This is a genomic window from Nocardiopsis oceani (assembly GCF_054777395.1).
The window spans coordinates 109745-127154 of the sequence record NZ_BAAHAR010000007.1 but is presented as its reverse complement, the minus strand read 5'-3'; the positions used below and the strand labels follow the sequence as shown (position 1 = coordinate 127154).

The 17410-nt window shown below is 70.0% G+C and carries 14 protein-coding genes; 5 read left to right on the top strand and 9 right to left on the bottom strand.

What is annotated here, in order from left to right; genetic code table 11:
• Positions 1–224 precede the first annotated feature (224 nt).
• Positions 225–671, top strand: a complete 447-nt coding sequence (locus ACYVDG_RS05655; protein WP_460747257.1) for an STAS domain-containing protein — start codon at positions 225–227, stop codon at positions 669–671.
• A gap of 118 nt (positions 672–789) precedes the next feature.
• Here the strand turns inward: ACYVDG_RS05655 and ACYVDG_RS05650 are convergent, their stop codons facing one another.
• Entirely contained in the window at positions 790–1578 is a 789-nt protein-coding gene (locus ACYVDG_RS05650) for an SAM-dependent methyltransferase (protein ID WP_460747256.1), read from the bottom strand.
• A 68-nt stretch (positions 1579–1646) separates the two neighbouring features.
• The gene (locus ACYVDG_RS05645) at positions 1647–2435 is read right to left on the bottom strand and encodes a TetR/AcrR family transcriptional regulator (RefSeq protein ID WP_460747255.1); all 789 of its coding nucleotides are present in this window, start codon (positions 2433–2435) and stop codon (positions 1647–1649) included.
• A gap of 86 nt (positions 2436–2521) precedes the next feature.
• Here ACYVDG_RS05645 and ACYVDG_RS05640 point away from each other — a divergent pair, with 86 nt between their 5' ends.
• The gene (locus ACYVDG_RS05640; protein WP_460747254.1) at positions 2522–4423 is read left to right on the top strand and encodes a CPBP family intramembrane glutamic endopeptidase; all 1902 of its coding nucleotides are present in this window, start codon (positions 2522–2524) and stop codon (positions 4421–4423) included.
• Positions 4424–4471: 48 nt separating this feature from the next.
• Here ACYVDG_RS05640 and ACYVDG_RS05635 read toward each other — a convergent pair whose 3' ends face one another.
• The gene (locus ACYVDG_RS05635) at positions 4472–6001 is read right to left on the bottom strand and encodes a fatty acyl-CoA synthetase (RefSeq protein WP_460747253.1); all 1530 of its coding nucleotides are present in this window, start codon (positions 5999–6001) and stop codon (positions 4472–4474) included.
• Between the two features lie 1432 nt (positions 6002–7433).
• Between ACYVDG_RS05635 and ACYVDG_RS05630 the strand changes: the two genes are divergently transcribed.
• On the top strand, positions 7434–8036 hold the full coding sequence (locus tag ACYVDG_RS05630; RefSeq protein WP_460747252.1) for a TetR/AcrR family transcriptional regulator: 603 nt from the start codon (positions 7434–7436) through the stop codon (positions 8034–8036).
• A 34-nt stretch (positions 8037–8070) separates the two neighbouring features.
• Here ACYVDG_RS05630 and ACYVDG_RS05625 read toward each other — a convergent pair whose 3' ends face one another.
• The gene (locus tag ACYVDG_RS05625) at positions 8071–10293 is read right to left on the bottom strand and encodes an MMPL family transporter (RefSeq protein WP_460747251.1); all 2223 of its coding nucleotides are present in this window, start codon (positions 10291–10293) and stop codon (positions 8071–8073) included.
• 248 nt (positions 10294–10541) lie between these two features.
• Here ACYVDG_RS05625 and ACYVDG_RS05620 point away from each other — a divergent pair, with 248 nt between their 5' ends.
• Positions 10542–11462, top strand: a complete 921-nt coding sequence (locus tag ACYVDG_RS05620) for a ketopantoate reductase family protein (protein WP_460747250.1) — start codon at positions 10542–10544, stop codon at positions 11460–11462.
• A gap of 60 nt (positions 11463–11522) precedes the next feature.
• Here the strand turns inward: ACYVDG_RS05620 and ACYVDG_RS05615 are convergent, their stop codons facing one another.
• The 3 genes from ACYVDG_RS05615 to ACYVDG_RS05605 are packed head-to-tail and all read right to left on the bottom strand — an operon-like array spanning position 11523 to position 14670.
• Positions 11523–12392: a carbohydrate ABC transporter permease gene (locus ACYVDG_RS05615; RefSeq protein ID WP_460747249.1), complete on the bottom strand. Its 870-nt coding sequence runs from the start codon at positions 12390–12392 to the stop codon at positions 11523–11525.
• A complete protein-coding gene (locus ACYVDG_RS05610; RefSeq protein ID WP_460747248.1) occupies positions 12389–13411 on the bottom strand; it encodes a carbohydrate ABC transporter permease in 1023 nt (340 codons plus the stop codon). Before ACYVDG_RS05610 ends, ACYVDG_RS05615 begins: the two co-directional genes overlap by 4 nt.
• Positions 13408–14670, bottom strand: a complete 1263-nt coding sequence (locus tag ACYVDG_RS05605) for an ABC transporter substrate-binding protein (RefSeq protein ID WP_460747247.1) — start codon at positions 14668–14670, stop codon at positions 13408–13410. The genes ACYVDG_RS05610 and ACYVDG_RS05605 overlap by 4 nt, the downstream gene beginning before the upstream one ends.
• Positions 14671–14965: 295 nt before the next feature.
• Here ACYVDG_RS05605 and ACYVDG_RS05600 point away from each other — a divergent pair, with 295 nt between their 5' ends.
• A complete protein-coding gene (locus ACYVDG_RS05600) occupies positions 14966–15487 on the top strand; it encodes a hypothetical protein (protein ID WP_460747246.1) in 522 nt (173 codons plus the stop codon).
• Between the two features lie 10 nt (positions 15488–15497).
• Here the strand turns inward: ACYVDG_RS05600 and ACYVDG_RS05595 are convergent, their stop codons facing one another.
• Complete coding sequence (locus tag ACYVDG_RS05595) at positions 15498–16292, bottom strand: SAM-dependent methyltransferase (protein ID WP_460747245.1); 795 nt, start codon at positions 16290–16292, stop codon at positions 15498–15500.
• A 186-nt stretch (positions 16293–16478) separates the two neighbouring features.
• Entirely contained in the window at positions 16479–17336 is an 858-nt protein-coding gene (locus ACYVDG_RS05590; RefSeq protein WP_460747244.1) for an SDR family oxidoreductase, read from the bottom strand.
• Positions 17337–17410: the final 74 nt, after the last annotated feature.

The following is a 17410-nucleotide window of genomic DNA, read 5'->3' as shown; positions in this document are numbered from 1 at the left end:
CTGGTGGGATCCGGTACCGACCGGTGGACTGTGACCAGCGAGGTCCCGTTGGCGGCCTGCCTGCGCGGGGTCGGGCTTCCGTGACCGTTCGTAGTTTCGGCGATCGGGGAACCATTTTTCGGCTCGGTGGCGTTAAGCCGATATAAGTGCTGTTCGGACCCATCCGGTATCAGGGGTCCCATGGAACGCCTCCGAAAGACCGGAGGGACGAGGCGAGGAACGCGATGCGCCACCTACCCGGCCAGCAGGGCCACCAGTTTCACGGCCAATCGGCCGTTCCGTTCCAGCGGGCATCCAGTGCTCCCCTCGGGACGGAAGCCGATGTTGTCACCTTCGACTCCCGCCACCAGAAGAACGGGCTGGTGCTGAGTGTCGCGGGCGAAGTGGACATGGCGACCGCGGACCTCTTCGAGGAGGCCGTCAACCACGCGCTCATCACCTCACCGGGCGGCCGGGTCGTCCTGGACCTGCACGCCCTGAGCTTCATCGACTCCAGCGGCCTGGCCGTACTCATCCGCACCTACAAGTTGGCCAGGGACCAGGGGACGGTGCTCATCATCGCCGCCGCCACCAACCGGATCGCCCGGACGTTGAGCCTGGTCGGGCTGGACCGCCGCCTGCCGCTGGTCACGACCGTGGACGAGGCGCTGGAGTCGGCGCAGGCCTCCTGAACCGCCTGTCCATCGCGGCTGTCCCGTCCAACGCGTTCGTGTAACTCGGCCGTCCCGTCTGAGCGCGGTCCCGGGGATGTCCGTAAAGGTCCCGCGGCCCGCAGGCTGCCGCGCTGGGTCAGGATTTGCGGGCGAGCCCGCAGTACTGCGCGACCTCTGCCGCCTCGCCCTCCTCGTCCGGGCCCGGACGCCACTTCGGGGCCGAGACCACCCCCGGCTCCAGCAGTTCCAGGCCGTCGAAGAACCCGGCGATCTCGTCGGGGGTGCGCAGGTGGTACGGCATGCCCGCCCGGTCGTTCCAGCGACGGGCCGCCTCGACCATCGGCTCGCTGGTATCGGTCCCGTCGCACAGGGCCAGAAAACTCCCCGGCGGGAGCGCCTCGACGTAGGCGCGCACCGTGGCCCTGGCCAGGGCGTAGTCCGGGGTGTGGCCCATGGTGCCCAGGATGGTGAGACCGACGGGTTGGCTCAGGTCCAGGTGCTCAGCAGCACCGGCCAGGACCTTGTCCGGCTCGTGCAGGTCGGAGTCGACGTAGTTGACCGTGCCGGCCCGGGCACCGGTGAGCAGGGCCCGGGCATGGGCCAGGACCATGGGGTCGTTGTCGACGTAGACCACACCGACGCCGGGGTCCTCCGCTTGGGCGACCTCGTGGGTGTTGTGGTGGGTGGGCAGCCCGGTGCCGATGTCGAGGAACTGGCGCACGCCGCGCTCTCGGGCCAGATAGGTGACGGCGCTGACGAGGAACCGCCGGTCGGCCCGGGCGGCCTCGGCCATCTCCGGGCAGGCCCGGAGCACGTGGTCGCCGACCTCGCGGTCCACCTGGAAGTTGTCCTTGCCGCCGAGCCAGTAGTTCCACACGCGTGCCGAATGGGCCACGGTCGTGTAGATCGGAGAGGTGCCGGCCATGGAGGGCCTTTCGCGGACGGCGGCGGAGGGACGGTCGCATTCTCCCGGCACCGCGCAGAGCAGCGCAACTACGCGTGCGCTCCCCCGTCCTCTTCGCCGGCGTGGGCGCCCCCGCCGTACTCGGCTGCCCGGATCTCCTCGATCCTGCGCTCGACCCCGTCCAGGAGCCAGGCCAGACCCTGCTCGAAGGCCTCCATGGGCGTGGGGCCGGAGGTTTCCAGGCGCTGGATCGCGGGATAGCGGTCCGTATCGATCCGCTGGGCGACCAGGTAGGCCTCCTGCACGGTGGACCACGAACGTCCGTCGGCATCGGTCCACCGCTCCGTCCGGTCCGCGGCCACCACCTGGGTGAGGTGTCCCCGGATGAGGCCGTTGACGGCCTCCACCACGGTGAGGGCCTCGTGGGCGCTCAGGCCCGTGCCGTCGAAGGCCCGGATCGCGGAGTCGGTCCAGGCGAAGGCGTTCGGGCCGACGTACTGGCCCGAGGTGATCTCGGCGGCCCAGGGGTGTTCCCGAAGGACCCGGATGTCCTCGCGTGCCCAGGCCTCGACCTTCTCGCGCCAGCCGCCCGGCCGGGTGTGCGGAAGGGTTCCCTGGCCGGTCATGGTGTCGGTCATGAGGGCCAGCAGCGCGGCCTTGTCCGGAACGTAGGTGTACAGGCTGGCCGCGCCCACCCCGAGACGGGCGGCGACCTTGCGCATGGACAGCGCCTCGACCCCCTCCTCCGCTGCGACGGCCATCGCGGTGTCCACCAGGCGGTGCACGGTCAGGTTGTGGCGGGGGCCGCGCTTGGGTTGGCCCAAACCGCTCCACAGCAGGTCGAGGGTGGCCTCGATGCCCTTGCGCGCCTTGCTCATGGCCCCTCCGCCGCTGACACTTCACAAAACTCCGTACACTGTTCTACATTAATCGAACAGTGTACGGAGTTTTTGGAGGAACCCCCGTGTCCCGCACCGACAAGACCGCCCGGCCCAACCCCTGGCGCCTCCGATCCAGGGTCGGCTTACTGGTGGCCGTATTCACGCTGTTGGGAGCGGCCACGGCCGCCCTCGTCGGGCTGCTTCCCGGCGACTACGACGACCCGGTCGGCCTAGCCACGCGCTCCGCCGTCTCCCTGCTCGTGATCGTGCCCCTGCTCTGGCTGCTCTGCCGCTCAACCGGCGGTGCCACCCTGGCCACCATCGGGCTGAGCCCGCTCCGCCGCGCCTGGCCCGGACTCCTCACCGCCGTCCTGGTCATCTGGGCGGTGACCGCACTCCTCGTGGCCACGGCCCTGGCCTCCGGCGCCGCCACGCTGAATCCCGGCGCGCTGGGAACGGCCGCCCTGAGCGCCCTGCTTCTGGCCCCGCTGCTGCTGGCCGCCCAGGTCCTGCCCGAGGAACTGGTCTTCCGCGGCTACGTCCAGCACTTCCTCGGTCACCACGCATCCCAACTCGTGGTGCTCCTCGCCCAAGCCGCGCTGTTCGCCCTGTCCGGTGCCCTGATCCTGGGCACCACCGACCAGCTCGCGGGAACGGCGCTGATCGGCCTTTACCTGGGGCTCCTCCGCCAGATCAGCGGCGGCATCTGGGCGGGCGTCGGCGCACGGCTGGCCCTGGCCACCAGCGGCATCGTGCTCACCCAGGCCGGACTCACCTTCGTCCAGAACCCGGACGCCTGGGACCTCGGCATCGGCTTCGGCACCGCCCTGGCCGCGTACTTCGCGGTCAGGCTCCTCCACGCCAGGCGTCCCGAGCTCACCGCGCTCCCCGCCGCCGCGCAGGACCGCCTCGATCACCACCGGATCCCGGTTCGGGGCATCCTCTACGACGTCGGCTCCAGTTACATGGAGGACCAGAACTCCCGTGAGCACTGGCGCCCCGACGTGGTCCGCGAGGAGATGCGCGTCATCCACGAGGAGCTGCACTGCACCGCCGTGACCGTGTTCGGCAAGAACCTGGCCCGCCTGGAGGAGGCAGCCGGAACCGCCCTCGACCAGGGCCTGGACGTGTGGATCCAGCCGCGCTCCCAGGAGGCCGCGCACGCCGAGACCGTCGACCACGTGGGCCGTACCGCGCGCTTCGCCGAACGCCTGCGCCAGGAGTACCCGGCCCCGGACGGAGAGCCGGACCGGGTCGTACTCAACGTGGGCTGCGAATTCACCGTGCTCAACAGCGGCATCGTCCCGGGCCGTCACATGTACAGCCGGGCACGGATCCTGTGGGTGTTCGTTCTGCTCCCGGTCTACATGAACCTGCGGCTCAACCGCTTCCTGCGCCGGGTGGCCGCCACCGCGCGCGAACACTTCCACGGCCCCCTCACCTACGGTTCCGGCAGCTGGGAGGCCGTGGACTGGGACCCGTTCGACATCGTCGGCGTCGACTACTACCTCGACGCCGCCACCCGCGGCGTCTACCGGCAAGGGTTGCGCCACCTGCGCCGGCAGCAAAAACCGGTCGCGATCACCGAGTTCGGCTCCTGCACGTACGTGGGCGCCCCGGCCAAGGGCGGCGGTGGCGCCGACGTCCTGGACTGGCGCGACCTGGAGGACCGCAAGGTCCGCGAAGGGCTGGTTCGCAGTGAACGGGTCCAGGCCGACCACATCGAGGAGTGCGTCGACGTCTACGAGACCGAGGACGTGCACGCCGCCTTCCTGTGCATGTTCGTCGAGGGCGACCTCCGGTACTCCACCGACCCCGTCCGTGACTGCGATATGGCCAGCCTCGGGATCGTGAGCCCGCCCGCCCTGGAGTCGGGGCTCTCCCCCGACGACGGCCACTGGGAGCCCAAACTGGCCTTCCACGCCCTGGCCCGCCGCTACGGCGCCGACGTCCCAGCGCCCTCGAGCAGTACGGACCAGGGCTGAGGCACAGATCGAACCAGGCTCCGGTGACCGGGAGAGGCGGGTCGGGGGTCAGGAGGTGCTGTCGCGCAGTTCGCGTTTGAGGATCTTGCCCGAGGCGTTGCGCGGCAGTTCGGAGACCACCCGAACCGTCTTGGGCACCTTGAACGGGGCCAGCCGCTCCCGGACGTGCTCCACCAGCAGCTCCGGCAGCGCACGGGTGTCCGTGTCCGGTGCGGGCACCACGAACGCGGTCACCGCCTCGATCCACTTGTCGTCGGCGACACCGATCACCGCGGCCTCGGCCACCCCGGAGTGCGCGAAGAGCACGTCCTCGATCTCCCGGGAGGCCACCTGCACACCACCGGTGTTGATGACGTCCTTGATCCGGTCGACCACCTCGATGTAGCCCTCGGAGTCGGCACGCACCAGGTCGCCGGAGTGGAACCAGCCGCCCCGGAAAGCCTCCTCGGTCTCCTCCGGCTTGTCCCAGTAACCAAGGCACAGCTGCGGGGACCGGTAGACCACCTCGCCGAGCTCTCCCGGCGCCACGTCCGCACCCTTGTCGTCCACCACCCGCAGCTCGACGAACAGGGCGGAGCGCCCGGCCGAAGCGGGCCTGCTCCCGTGTTCCTCCGGCCGCAGCACAGTGGCCAGCGGACCGATCTCGCTCTGCCCGAAGCAGTTGTAGAACCCCAGTTCGGGAAGAGTGGAGCGGAGCTTGTCCAGGACCGGACCCGGCATGACCGAAGCGCCGTAGTAGGCCTTCGCCAGGCTCGACAGGTCCCGCTCGGTGAAGTCGGGGTGGTTGGCCATCGCCACCCACAGCGTCGGTGCCGCGAAGAACGCCCCGTGCCCGTCGGTCTCGATCCGGCGCAACAGGTCGGCGGGCTCGGGCGCCTCCACCAGCGTGTTGCTCGCGCCCACCGCCAGCCACGGCAGCAGGAAGACGTGCATCTGGGCGCTGTGGTACAGCGGCATCGCGTGCAGCGGGTTGTCGTCGGCGCGCAGGTCAAGCCCGACCATGCAGGACAGGTACTCGTGCACCAGGGCCCGGTGCGTCATCATCGCACCCTTGGGCCGCGACGTGGTTCCGGAGGTGTAGAGGAGCTGCACCAGGTCGGTGTCGGCCACCTCCACGTCCAGCTCGGGGACGGGTCCGTCGGCGGCTTCGGCCAGGAGCGACCCGGGGCCGTCCCTGAGCTCCAGAACCTGCTCCACCCCCGTCTCGTCGCGCAGGGCGTCCACCGCCGAGCGCAGTGCGGGGTCGGCCAGGACCACGGTGCTGCCGGACTGCTCCAACAGGTAGGCCAACTCCTCACCTTGGAGTGCGAAGTTGATGGGTACGTGCACCAGCCCCGCCCGTGCGCAGGCCAGGAAGCCGATGAGGTAGGAGTCGGAGTTCTTCCCGTAGGCGGCGACGCGGTCGCCCTTGACCGCGCCGATGCCCAACAGCCGGTCGGCGGCCCGCGTCACCGCGGCGTCCAGGTCGGCGTAGGTCCACTCGCGGTCCCCGAAGCGGAGCGCGTTGTCAGCGGGGGCTCTGGCCGCGCTCCGCCGAAGGATGTCGTCCACACGGCTGGAGTTGGTCACACCGGTCATGGCACCTGCTCTTCCCGTCGGGTCGGTGCGGCCCGGCGAGCGGGCCACGGGCTCGGCACCATCCTGTTGCCGCCGTGCCCGCCCCGCAAGGGTCGGCCCGAACACGGTTTCAGAGCCTGCTGACACAGGGCGTCGGGCTCCCCTGCCCTTGGGGTGTGCCCCTGTCCACGTGGGTGGGGAGTCCGCGCGGGTGGGGCTCGGTGTGGCTGGGGTTTGTTGTTGGGTGCGGGTTTCCCCGTTTCCTGCCGCTTGATGGTGGCCGTCTCCGCTGCGCGCGTCAAGGTCGTCGCCGTCGAAGCGCTGGCGCGCTATCGGTGGCGCTCCACCTTGACCCGCTTCGTTGCGACGGCGGGTCGGCGGCAGTCAGGAAACGGGGGACGTGTGGTCGGGGTGGCTACGGGACCGGCCTTCGGCCGGGAACTGCTCCGAGCCTGCGGCCCGGTCCGGCCGTGGCCGGCCGGGTTCCTTCCCGTGGGTCTGGTTGTGTCGGCAGGCGCGTCGCAATCCAGTGGCCGGTTGGCGACGAAGGACCCGAGCAGGCCGGGCGGGTGGTCGGGCGCGTCCCACCGGTCTTGCGGCTCGGTGGGTGGACCGGTCGGGGCGGGGTGGGGCGTGGTGAGCCCCCCTGTTGGAGGCATTTTGGGCGCCGAGTTTGCCTCCAGGGAGGGGGCTCACCGGCCCCCGGGTGCTTCTGGGCGGGGGGTCGGTGTCCCGGGTGCCTCCACCCGGGGGTAGCGGCCGCCCCCGGGGGCGGTCCCGGTGTCCGGAACCGGCCCGGTGGGGGTGACCGCTGCGTCCGAAACCGGTTCATCCCCGATGATCTTGCCCCTGTCTCAACCCTCGGCCGTCGAGGGTTGAGCTGGGAGCAAGATCAACTTCGAGAAGAGGGCCCGAGCCTGACCGAAAGACCGGTGGGACGCGCCCAGCCATCCGCCCCGCCTGATCGGGTCCTTCGTCGCCGGCTGGCCACTGGATTGCGACGCGCTGGCCGAAGAAGCCAGACGGACGGGCAGGAATCCGGCCGGCCACGGCCGGAGGGCCGGGGCACCCGGCCTACCGGGCCGCAGGTCCGGGGCCCGAAGGGCCCCTTCAGGGCCCCGACCACACCTCCCCCGTTTCCTGACTGCCGCCGACCCGCCGTCGCAACGAAGCGGGTCAAGGTGGAGCGCCACCGACAGCGCGCCAGCGCTTCGACGGCGACGACCTTGACGCGCGCAGCGGAGACGGCCACCATCAAGCGGCAGGAAACGGGGCAACCTCGCACCCGTAGGGGAACCACCCACACCCAGCGAGCCCCCACGCTGAACCCCGCACCCGCGTGGACCTCCCGCACCCACGCAGAAAGGGGCACACCCCAAGGGCAGGAGAACCCAGCACCCTGGGTCAGAACACTCTCGGCGGAGTGGCCGCGCCTCGGACCTACCATGGCGGCATGGCCAACAACACGCGGGCGGTGCTCATGTCATCTGCCACGACCCTGCTCGACAACGGCGGCGCTGAAGCGGTAACCCTCCGCGAGGTCGGCCGGATGAGCGGGGTCTCCCACATGGCTCCCTACAAGCACTTCGCCGACAAGGAGGCGCTCCTGGCCGCCGTGGCCACCCAGGAGCTGGAACGGATGCACGCCCTCATCGACGACGCCGCCTCCCGCGAGCCCACCCCGGGTCGGGCGCTGCGCCGAGCCCTGCACTCGTACGTGGACTGGGCGCTAGCCCACCCGGTGCGCTTCTCCCTGATCTTCGGCCGCTGGTCGATGCCACAGGAAGAAATGGGCGAGGCTGCCGGGGCGGCACGGGGAGCGTTGGTGGACGCCGTGCGCCGGGGACAGGACTCCGGTGAGGTGGCCCCAGGCGACCCGGAGCGGCACGCGGCGCTGCTGCTGTCCACCGTTCACGGCGCGGTCATGCTCTCCCTCGGGGGGCACCTGGCGCGCAACGGCAAGGGCCGGGCCGACCCCGGCGATCTTCTCGACGACCAGCTGGACCTTCTGGGCGCCACAGCCGAAGCCCGTGTCACCCGCCCGACGGCCACCTGACCGCCGACTCTGGTCGTCGAAGCCAAGGGGGCCGTCAACGTGCGGGAAGGGCTCCGCCACGCTCCCGGTCTGAGCTCTCGCCCCGCCCCGGGCCACTCTCCGTTCCGGTCGGACCGCCGTGCCGCCCGCGCCGACGCGCGAAGCTCGGCACCCACCAGTTGAGGTCGCCGAAGAGCCGCATGGAGGCGGGGACCACCAGGGCTCGCACGACCGTGGCGTCCAAGGCCACGGTCAGGGCCAGCCCGATACCGATGGTGGTGATGACCAGGGAACTGGAGGTGATTCCGGTGGTGCCTAGCACCACCACCATGAGCAGTGCGGCGCAGGTGACGATGCCGCCGGTGCGCTGCAGGCCGACGGCGACGGAGCGGGTGTTGTCCCCGGTCGCCTGGAACTCCTCCCGCGCCCGGCTGACGATGAACATCTCGTAGTCGGTGATGAGGCCGAAGGCGATGACCAGGATGATCGCGTAGGTCCACACGTCCGTTGTGCCCACCGGGGTGAAGCCGAGCGCCGGAGCGAACCCGCCTTCCTGGATACCCCAGGTCATGATGCCCAGCGAGGCCGCCAAGGACAGGAATCCCAGGACGACGGCCTTGACCGGGAGCAGGACCGAGCGGAAGGCGAGGAAGAGCAGGGCCAAAGTGACCACGACGATGTACAGCAGCACCCCGGGCAGCGCGTCCAGCGTGGATTCGCTGTTGTCCAAGGTCAGTGCGGGTCCGCCCGCGCCGCCGACGAGTACGTCGTCGGCCCCGTCCGGCCAGGGCTCGGCACGTACGTCGCGGACCAGGTCCAGGTTGGTCCCGTCGTCGGGGTCCCCGCTGTAGCCGACGGTGACGTGGGCGGTGTCGGAGCCGGTCTGCTCCAGGTCGGCCCCCGTGGACCCCTCCAGTCCCTCGAGGCGGTCCGCGTAGTCCCGCAGTTGCGGTTCCGGCACGGCGCCGACGACCGCGACGCTCACGACCGAGGCCGCCGGTCCGCCCTCGGGGAACTCCTCCGCGATCATGTCGGAGCTGACCTGTCCGGGGTTGTCGGCGGGCAGGTACCGGTGGTTGGTCAGGCCCGGGTTGACCGTGAGCAGCAGTGAGGCCAGCAGTATCAAGGCCAGACCGGTCACGCCCAGGGACAGTCCGGGGCGGCGCATCACCAGGTGGGCGGTGCGGGACCAGAACCCGCTCTCGCTGGTGGCCGCTCCCCCGGGCCTGCTGCGCGGCCAGGGCAACCGCAGCGCGTTGACGCGGTGGCCGAGCAGGGCCAGGGCCGCGGGCAGCACGATCACCGCCGACACGATCGTGAACAGCACCACGGACATCCCGCCCAGACCGAAGGAGACCGACACCGGCTGAGGGAAGAGCAGCAGTCCCGACAGGGCGGCGACCACGGTCAGCCCCGAGAAGGTGACAGTGCGCCCGGCGGTGGCGATGGTGGCGGGCAGGGCCCGGGAGGTATCGCCGTGGCGGGCGAGCTCGTCCCGGAAGCGGCTGACGATGAACAGGCCGTAGTCGATGGCCAGGCCGAGGCCCAGCATGACGGATATCTGCAGGGCGAAGACGGACACTTCGGTGAACTGCACCAGCACGCGCAGCAGCACCAGCGACCCCAGGATGGACAGGATGCCCAGGAGGAGGGGCACGAACGCCGCGACGAGGCCGCGGAAAATGACCACCAGCAGCACGAAGAGCAGGGGCAGCGCGATCATCTGGGCCGATGCCAGGTCGTCGGCGGCCAGGGTCTGGAGCTGCTGGAGGCTGTTGAGTTCACCACCGGTGTGGTGGGTCAGGCCCTCGGCTTCCAACGCCGGCAGCAGGTCCTCGTAGGCGGCCAGGCGTTCGGCCTCGTCCTCGCCGGAGACGTTGAGCGCCACGTAGGTGGAATGGCCGTCCTCGGACACCAGGGCAGCGCGGTCAGTATCGGCGAGGTCCGGTGTCCAGTAGCTGGTCGCCTCGTCGACGTACTCCGCGGGCAGCTGGTCCACGACGGTGGTGACTGCATCGCCGAACGCGGGGTCGTCGACGCTGAGCGAGCCGGTCCCGTCGGTGTAGACGACGACGGCGTCGACGCCGAAGTCCCCGAACTCTTCCGCGATCAGCCGGTCCGCGCGTTCGGATTCGATGTCGGGGTCGGCGTATCCCGCCGTTCCCATCTGCGGGAAGAGGCCGGTCCCCCACAGGATCGCGAAGAGGGTGAAGGCCAGGGTGGCCAGCAGCACGGAGCGCGGCCTGCGGTGGGTGAACTCGCCCAGGGCCGTGAACATCGCGGGTCCTTCCGGGAAGGGGCGGAACCGCGTGGTTCCCACCGAGATGTGGTTTACGCAGTAAACCGATGACGGTGTCAACCTAGGCGGAGCGGGCCTCGTGTGTCAACGCCCCGCACCCCGTGTGAGACCGCTCCGCGGGAACCGCCCGGAACCCGACTCCTCGGCACCTTTCGCCCTTGCGCACAAAGGTCCGACAGTCATACGTTTGCTCCGGTCAGGCTGGCTCTGTCGTGTCGGGAGTGAAGATGAGGATCCTTGTCGTGGGTGCGGGTGCGGTCGGCGGCTACTTCGGCGGGCGGCTCGTCCAAGCCGGGCGCGACGTCGACTTCCTGGTACGCCCAGCACGCGCCGAGCTCCTGAACGAGCACGGCCTGAACATCCACTCCGTGGACGGCACCAGCGAGAACATCCCCGTGCACGCGGTCACCAAGGACCAGCTCACGCCCGACTACGACCTGGTCATCCTCTCGGTGAAGTCCTACGGCCTCGACGCCGCCATCGACGACCTCGCCCCGGCGGTGGGCCCGGACACCGTCGTGCTGCCCTTCCTCAACGGCATGCGGCACCTGGACGTGCTCACCGAACGCTTCGGCGACGATCGCGTCTACGGCGGCGTGTGCATGGTGATGACCCGCTTGGACGAAGAGGGCGGCATCGTCGAGGTCGGCCGGATGGGCGAGCTCATCTACGGCCCGCTCTCCGACTCCCCCGCGGTCGGCTTGGAGCGCGTCCATGCCGCGCTGGAGGAGGCCGGTTTCAAGGCCCGGCCCACCAAGGAGATCCGCCAGGAGATGTGGGACAAGTGGGTGTTCCTGGGCAGTTTGGGCGCCATCACCTGCCTCATGCGTGCGCCCATCGGCCGCGTGAACCGCGCCCCGGGCGGATCCGAGTTCAGCGCCGGGATGTTCGCCGAGGCGATCGCGGTGGCCACCGCGGCCGGCTACCCGCCCAGCGACCGGATCCGGGGGTTCGCGGACAAGGTCATCTCCGACACCGAACGCGACACCTCCACGTCCATGTACTGGGACCTCACCCACGACAACCCCGTGGAAGGCGACCACATCGTCGGCGACCTGGTCGCCCGGGGCCGGGAGCTCGGGGTACCGACCCCGCTCTTCTCACTGGCCCACACGCACCTGAGCATCTATTCCGCAGCCCGGGGCTGAACGCCCGGACGGGACGGCCGCGGGCGCGGGGCGTCCCGCGGCTGTACGAACCCGTGCCCCTCAGCCCTTCAGCGCGCCCGCCATCATGCCGCGCATGAAGTACCGGCCCAGGATCAGGTAGATGACCAGGGTCGGCAGCGAGGCCAGAACCGCCGCCGCCATCTGCTGGTTGTAGGGCACCACCATGGACCCCGCCACGTTGTTCAGCTGTACCGTCACCGGCCAGCTGTTGGGTCCGGTAAGGAACACCGCGAACAGGAAGTCGTTCCACGCCGAGGTGAACTGCCAGATCAGCGTCACCGCGAACGCGGGAGCCGACACCGGCAGCACCACCCAGGCATAGGTGCGCAACAGCCCCGCACCGTCCACCCGGGCCGCCTCGATGAGCGTCTGCGGGATACTCGCGTAGTAGTTGCGGAAGATGAGCGTGCAGATCGGGATGCCGTACACGGTGTGCGCCAGGATGAGCGGGAAGAGCCCGCCCATCAGGTTGGCGCCCATCAGCATCTGCTGGAGCGGGATCATCACCGCCTGGTAGGGGATGAACATCCCGAACAGGAACAGCGTGAACACCGTGTCCGCGCCGGGGAACCGCCAGCGCGCCATCACGTAGCCGTTCATCGAACCGAGCACGGCAGAGATGACCGCGCTGGGCACCGCCATGAGCACGCTGTTCAGCAGTCCCGGCGCCAGGGCCGACCAGGCCGCCGACCACCCCTCCAGACTCCAGTTCTGCGGCAGCATCCACGCTTGGGCCGCGGTGGCCTCGTCGAAGGGCTTGAAGCCGGTGACCGCCAGCACGTACATCGGCAGGAGGAACACGGCCGCCAGTACGAACAGGAAGGTGAACTTGACCGCCTGTCCGCGCCGCGTGGTCCCCGCCGTACCGCCGCCGGGTGCGACCACGCGCTCGGGTGCGCTCTGGGTCATCGGCCCTCGCTCCGTTCCTTGCGCACGGTCCACACCAGGTAGGGGATGACGAACACCGCGACCGCGATCAACAGGTAGGACGCGATGGTGGCGCCCTTGGCCGGGTCACGGACCTCGAAGACCATCGCCCACATGTACACGGCGGGCACATCGGCGACGATCTGCTGCCCCGCGATCGCGATGATCAGGTCGAACACCTTCAACGACATGTGTCCCAGGATGATGATCGCGCTCAGCATGACCGGGCGCAGCTGCGGCATGACCACCCGCCAGTACACGCCCCACTCCGAACACCCGTCCACGCGTGCCGCTTCGCGCAGGTCCTCGGGTACCCCGCGGAAACCGGCCAGGAACAGCGCCATGATGTACCCGCTCAGCTGCCAGACCGCGGGCAGCGCCATCGCCGCCATCCCGAGATCGGGCGCGGTCCACCAGTCGTTGACCAGGAAGTCCATGTTGAAGTGGACGAACAGGGCGTTGAGGCCGGTGGCGCGCTCGGCCGGGGCGGGGTTCATCAGCCACCGCCACACCACGCCGGTGGCGATGAAGGAGACCGCCATCGGTGCCAGGAAGAGCGTCCGGAACACGGCCTCGCCGCGGATGCCCTTGTCCAGGAGCAGACCCAGGAGCCAGCCGAGGAACAGTGCCCCGCCGACGAAGACCACGGTGAACACGACCGCGTTGGTCACCGCGGCGGGCCACCGGGCCTCCTGCCACAGCGAGACGAAGTTGGCCAGCCCCACGAACGACCCGTCCTGGACGGGGGCGTGCTGGTCGCTCAGCGCCACCCTGGTGTTCCAGCCGATCATGCCGTAGACGAACACCCCGATGAGCAGGATCGACGGGGAGACCAGCAGCAGGCCGGGCAGCCAGGTGCGGGACCGGATCAGGGCGCGCCGGACCGGGCCCCGCTGGGCGGGTCGGCCCCGTCGGCGTGCCGCCTGTTGCCGGTCCGGTTGCTTCTCCGGTTGGCCGGGGCCGCGCGCGGCGGCCCCGGCAGTGTGGTCCGGTTCGTTCATTCGGCTTGCGCGGCTTCGTGCAGGGCGTCGTTGAGCGTCTCCAGATCGCCGTCCTGCAGGTAGAGGCCGACCGCGGTGTCGATGTCGTTCTGCCACCGGTTACCGACGGTCACGCCGTGCCAGAACGAGCCCGCCAGCTCCGGGTCGGCCTGCCACTCCGTCAGGGCCTCGTCCAGGTAGGGGCTGTCGGCGTAGTTGGCCGGATCGGCGTCCTCGCGCGCCGGGATGGAGCCCTTGAGGGGGTTGAAGATGTCCTGCCCCTCCTGGCTGGCGACCAGCTCGAGCCAGGACAGCGCCTGCTCCTCGTTGGGAGCACCCTCGGGCAGGGTGAAGCTGTCGGACAGCCACATGTAGGTGCCGTCCGTACCCGGCGAGGCCGCCCACTCGTAATCCTCGCCTGGGACCGCTCCCAGCTCGTCGAAGTACCCGGCGGCCCAGTCACCCATGATGTTGAAGGCCGCCTCGCCTTCGGAGACCCGGCGTGAGGCCTCCTGCCAGTCCTCAGCGGCCGACTCCTCCTGGGTGTAGGACATGACCTCGTCGAACGTCTCCAGCGCCTCCGCCACCTCCGGGGTGTCCCAGGCCGCACCCGGCTCCCAGAGCTCGTTGTAGGCGTCGGTGCCCAGTGAGCCGAGCAGGACCGACTCCAACAGGTGGTCGACGGTCCACTGCGCGCCCACCGCCATCGGGATCGCGTCCGTCTCGGCGTCCACCGCCTCCAGCGCTTCGACCAACTCGTCCAGGGTCTCCGGCGTGCCGTCGACCCCGGCCTCGTCCAGCAGGGAGGGGTTGAACCACATCACGTTGGACCGGTGGATGTTCACCGGTACCGAGTAGACGCTGTCGTCGTAGGAGATCTGCTCGACCAGCTGGTCGGGCAGAGCCTCGTGCAGGCCCTGGTCGTTGAAGAAGTCGTCCAGCGGGGCGAGGTAACCGGCCTCGATGTAGTCCTGCAGCGAGGCGCCGGCGTGCCCCTGGAAGGAGTCCGGCGGGTCCTGGCTCTGCAGCCTCCCTTCCAGCACCGCCTGGGCGTTGGTGCCCGACCCCCCGGCCACCGCGGCGTTGACGAACTCGACCCCGTCGTTCTCCTCCTCGAACTGCTCGATGAGGGCGTTCAGACCGGCCTCCTCACCACCGCCGGTCCACCAGGAGAAGACCTCGACCTGTCCGCCGGCCTCCTCACCGCCGTCACCGCATCCCGTGGCGAGGAGCACCATGCCCAGCCCTGCCGCCGCAACCGACCACCGCCGTGAACGCATGTGCATTCCTCCCCGGGCGGCGGACCGTAGCGAGTGCGACGCGCCGCGCCCTGTGTTCCAGATCACCAAAACCGACATTGCCATCCTTTGCAACACCGATCAGGAGGTCAAGGGCAGTGCGGATCACGAATCGGAGACGCGGGGCCCACGGTCTGACCGGGCTGGGACACGCCGAAGCGACACCGGCCGGCGATTTTCCGAAGGCCCGATCTGACCTGTGTTCCTCCTGCCCGGCAGGCCCCGAAACAGCACCGGACGGGCAACGGCACGCAACACCGGTTGGCACAATCACGGCATGCCAGTCCTCGACAGAGCCACGTTCAGACAGCTGGTCCTCCTGCCCCCGGCATGTCTGCTCCTGACGTCCTGCATGCCCGACGGGGGTGCTGTGGGCGCCGTCGCCACGGGCCACTTCTCCGCACGCCACCACTTCCCCGTCATCATGATCTCCTGGTGCGGCGACAGCCCGCCCGAGCAGATCGACCTGACGTCGGAGGACCACGAGTGGCGGCTGACCGCCAACCGCGACTTCCCGGGCCACGAGGTCGAGGTGAACCTGGCCTCGCCGGGCGAGGACTGGGAGATCAGCGACGGGGAGGGGGCCGCAGCCTACCGGATCGTGCCGGATTCACCGGATACCGAGTACACCCTGGGTGTGACCTCAGCGGACGGCGTCGAGCGCGAGTCCGAGCACGACATCGCCGCGCTGGAGTTCGACACCGAGATGCTGTCGGATGAGGACGGCCTGTACCTGAGCGAGGACACCAACGGCGACGGCACCATGACCGCCGCCGACGACTTTCCTCCCGAGTGCTGACCCGCCCGGGTCAGACCTTCCGGCCGACACCGCCGTACTGGTCCACCTCGGCGGGCGGGCCGTCACCGGTCACCGCGGGGCGCCACCGGGTGACCGAGACCAAGCCCGGTTCGATCAGTTCCAGGCCCTCCAGGTATCCGCCGATCTGCTCGGGGCTGCGGGGGATGTAGGGCACCGCCCCGCTCTCGTTGTACTCGTCCTGGGCGTCGACGTTCTCCTCGCTGTGCACGTTGCTGCCCTCGCTGACGGTGAGGTGGCTGCCCGGAGGGAGCCCGGCCAGCAGGCGCCGAACGATCGACACGGCCTCCTCGTACTCCTGCACGTGGCCCAGGATGCCCAGCAGCATCAGGGAGACCGGCTGCTCCATGTCCAGGGACTCAGCGGCCTGTTCGAGGATCACCTCGGGCTCGTACAGGTCCGCGTGGATGTACCGCGTGCGCCCTTCGGGGGTGCTCGTCAGCAGAGCGCGCGCGTGGGTCAGGACGAGCGGGTCGTTGTCCACGTAGACGATACTCGCGTCGGGGGCCACCGACTGGGCCACCTCGTGGGTGTTGTTCACGGTGGGCAGGCCGGTGCCCACGTCCAGGAACTGCCGGATGCCCAGCTCGCCCGCCAAGTGCCGGACCGCCCGCTCCTGGAAGGCCCGCGAGGCCCGTGCCATCTGCGCGATACCGGGGAAGACCTGCAGGAACTGGTCGCCGGCTTCTCGATCCACCGGGTAGTTGTCCTTGCCGCCCAACCAGTAGTTCCACACGCGCGCGGAGTGCGGGACGGTCGTGTCGATCGCCGGTTCCTGACCGTTCATCGGGGTAAGCCTCACTGCTCATTAGCCGTTCGGAATCCCTGATCCTATGCCCCTCTGCCACCACGAGAACCCTTGTGCCACAGGGGATCGCGCACGCGCACCGGCGCCGTGCCGCCCCGCCGCAGGTAGCGGGGACGGCACGGCGGCCCGGTGCGCGGAGACTGCGGGCGGCCCGGTGGCGCTGGGTCAGGCGAGGGAGCGCAGGGTCTCGACCACCGGGGTGGTGGGACGGCCGATCAGCTTGGGCAGGGTGTCGGAGACATGCGACAGTTCTCCGTCCCGCACGTTGCCGTCGATGCCGACGACGAAGTCGACGGTGCCCTGGTCCAGCCCGGCGTCGGTCAGCACGGCTCGGTGCTCCTCCGGGCCCAGGTTCCGGTACGCGATGTCGCGGCCCAGGACCTCGCCGATGTACCCGGCCAAGTCCTCGTTGGTCCAGGCGGTGTCGCCGGTGAGCTCGTACACGGCACCGGCGTGCGGGGCGGGATCGGTCAGCACCACGGCCGCGGCCTCGGCAAGGTCCTTGCGGGAGGCGCTGGCGGTCCGCCCCTCCCCCGCGCTGCCGACGAAGGATCCGTGCTCGCGGGCCTGCTGGAGCGCCTGCTCCGCGATCTCGTTGTACCAGCCGTTGCGCAGGACGGTGTGGGTCAGGCCGGAAGCGGCGAGCACCTCCTCCGTGGCCTTGTGTTCCGGGGCCAGGATCAGCGTGGTGTCGGCCGCCTTGGGCGCGCTGGTGTAGACGAGGTGGCCGACCCCGACCTCTTTGGCGGCCTCGATGGCGTTGCGGTGCTGTTCCACCCGCTTGCCGAGCTCGGCCCCCGAGACCAGCAGTACGGCCTCGGCGCCCTTGAAGGCTTTGCGCAGTGAGTCCGGGTCCGCGAAGTCGGCTCGGGCGACGGTGACGCCCAGGTCCGCCAGATCGGCGATCTTGGCGGTGTTGCGCCCGGTGGCGGTGATGTCCCCGGCCGGATAGCCCCGGTCCAGGAGGCTCTCGACGACGAGGCGGCCCAGATGGCCGGTGGCACCGGTGACGACGACGGACATGGAGGTTCCTTTCGACTCGCGGCCGGGTTCCGTTCCCGGCCGTCCCCCGGTGGCAACCGGCCCGGTCATCCGAA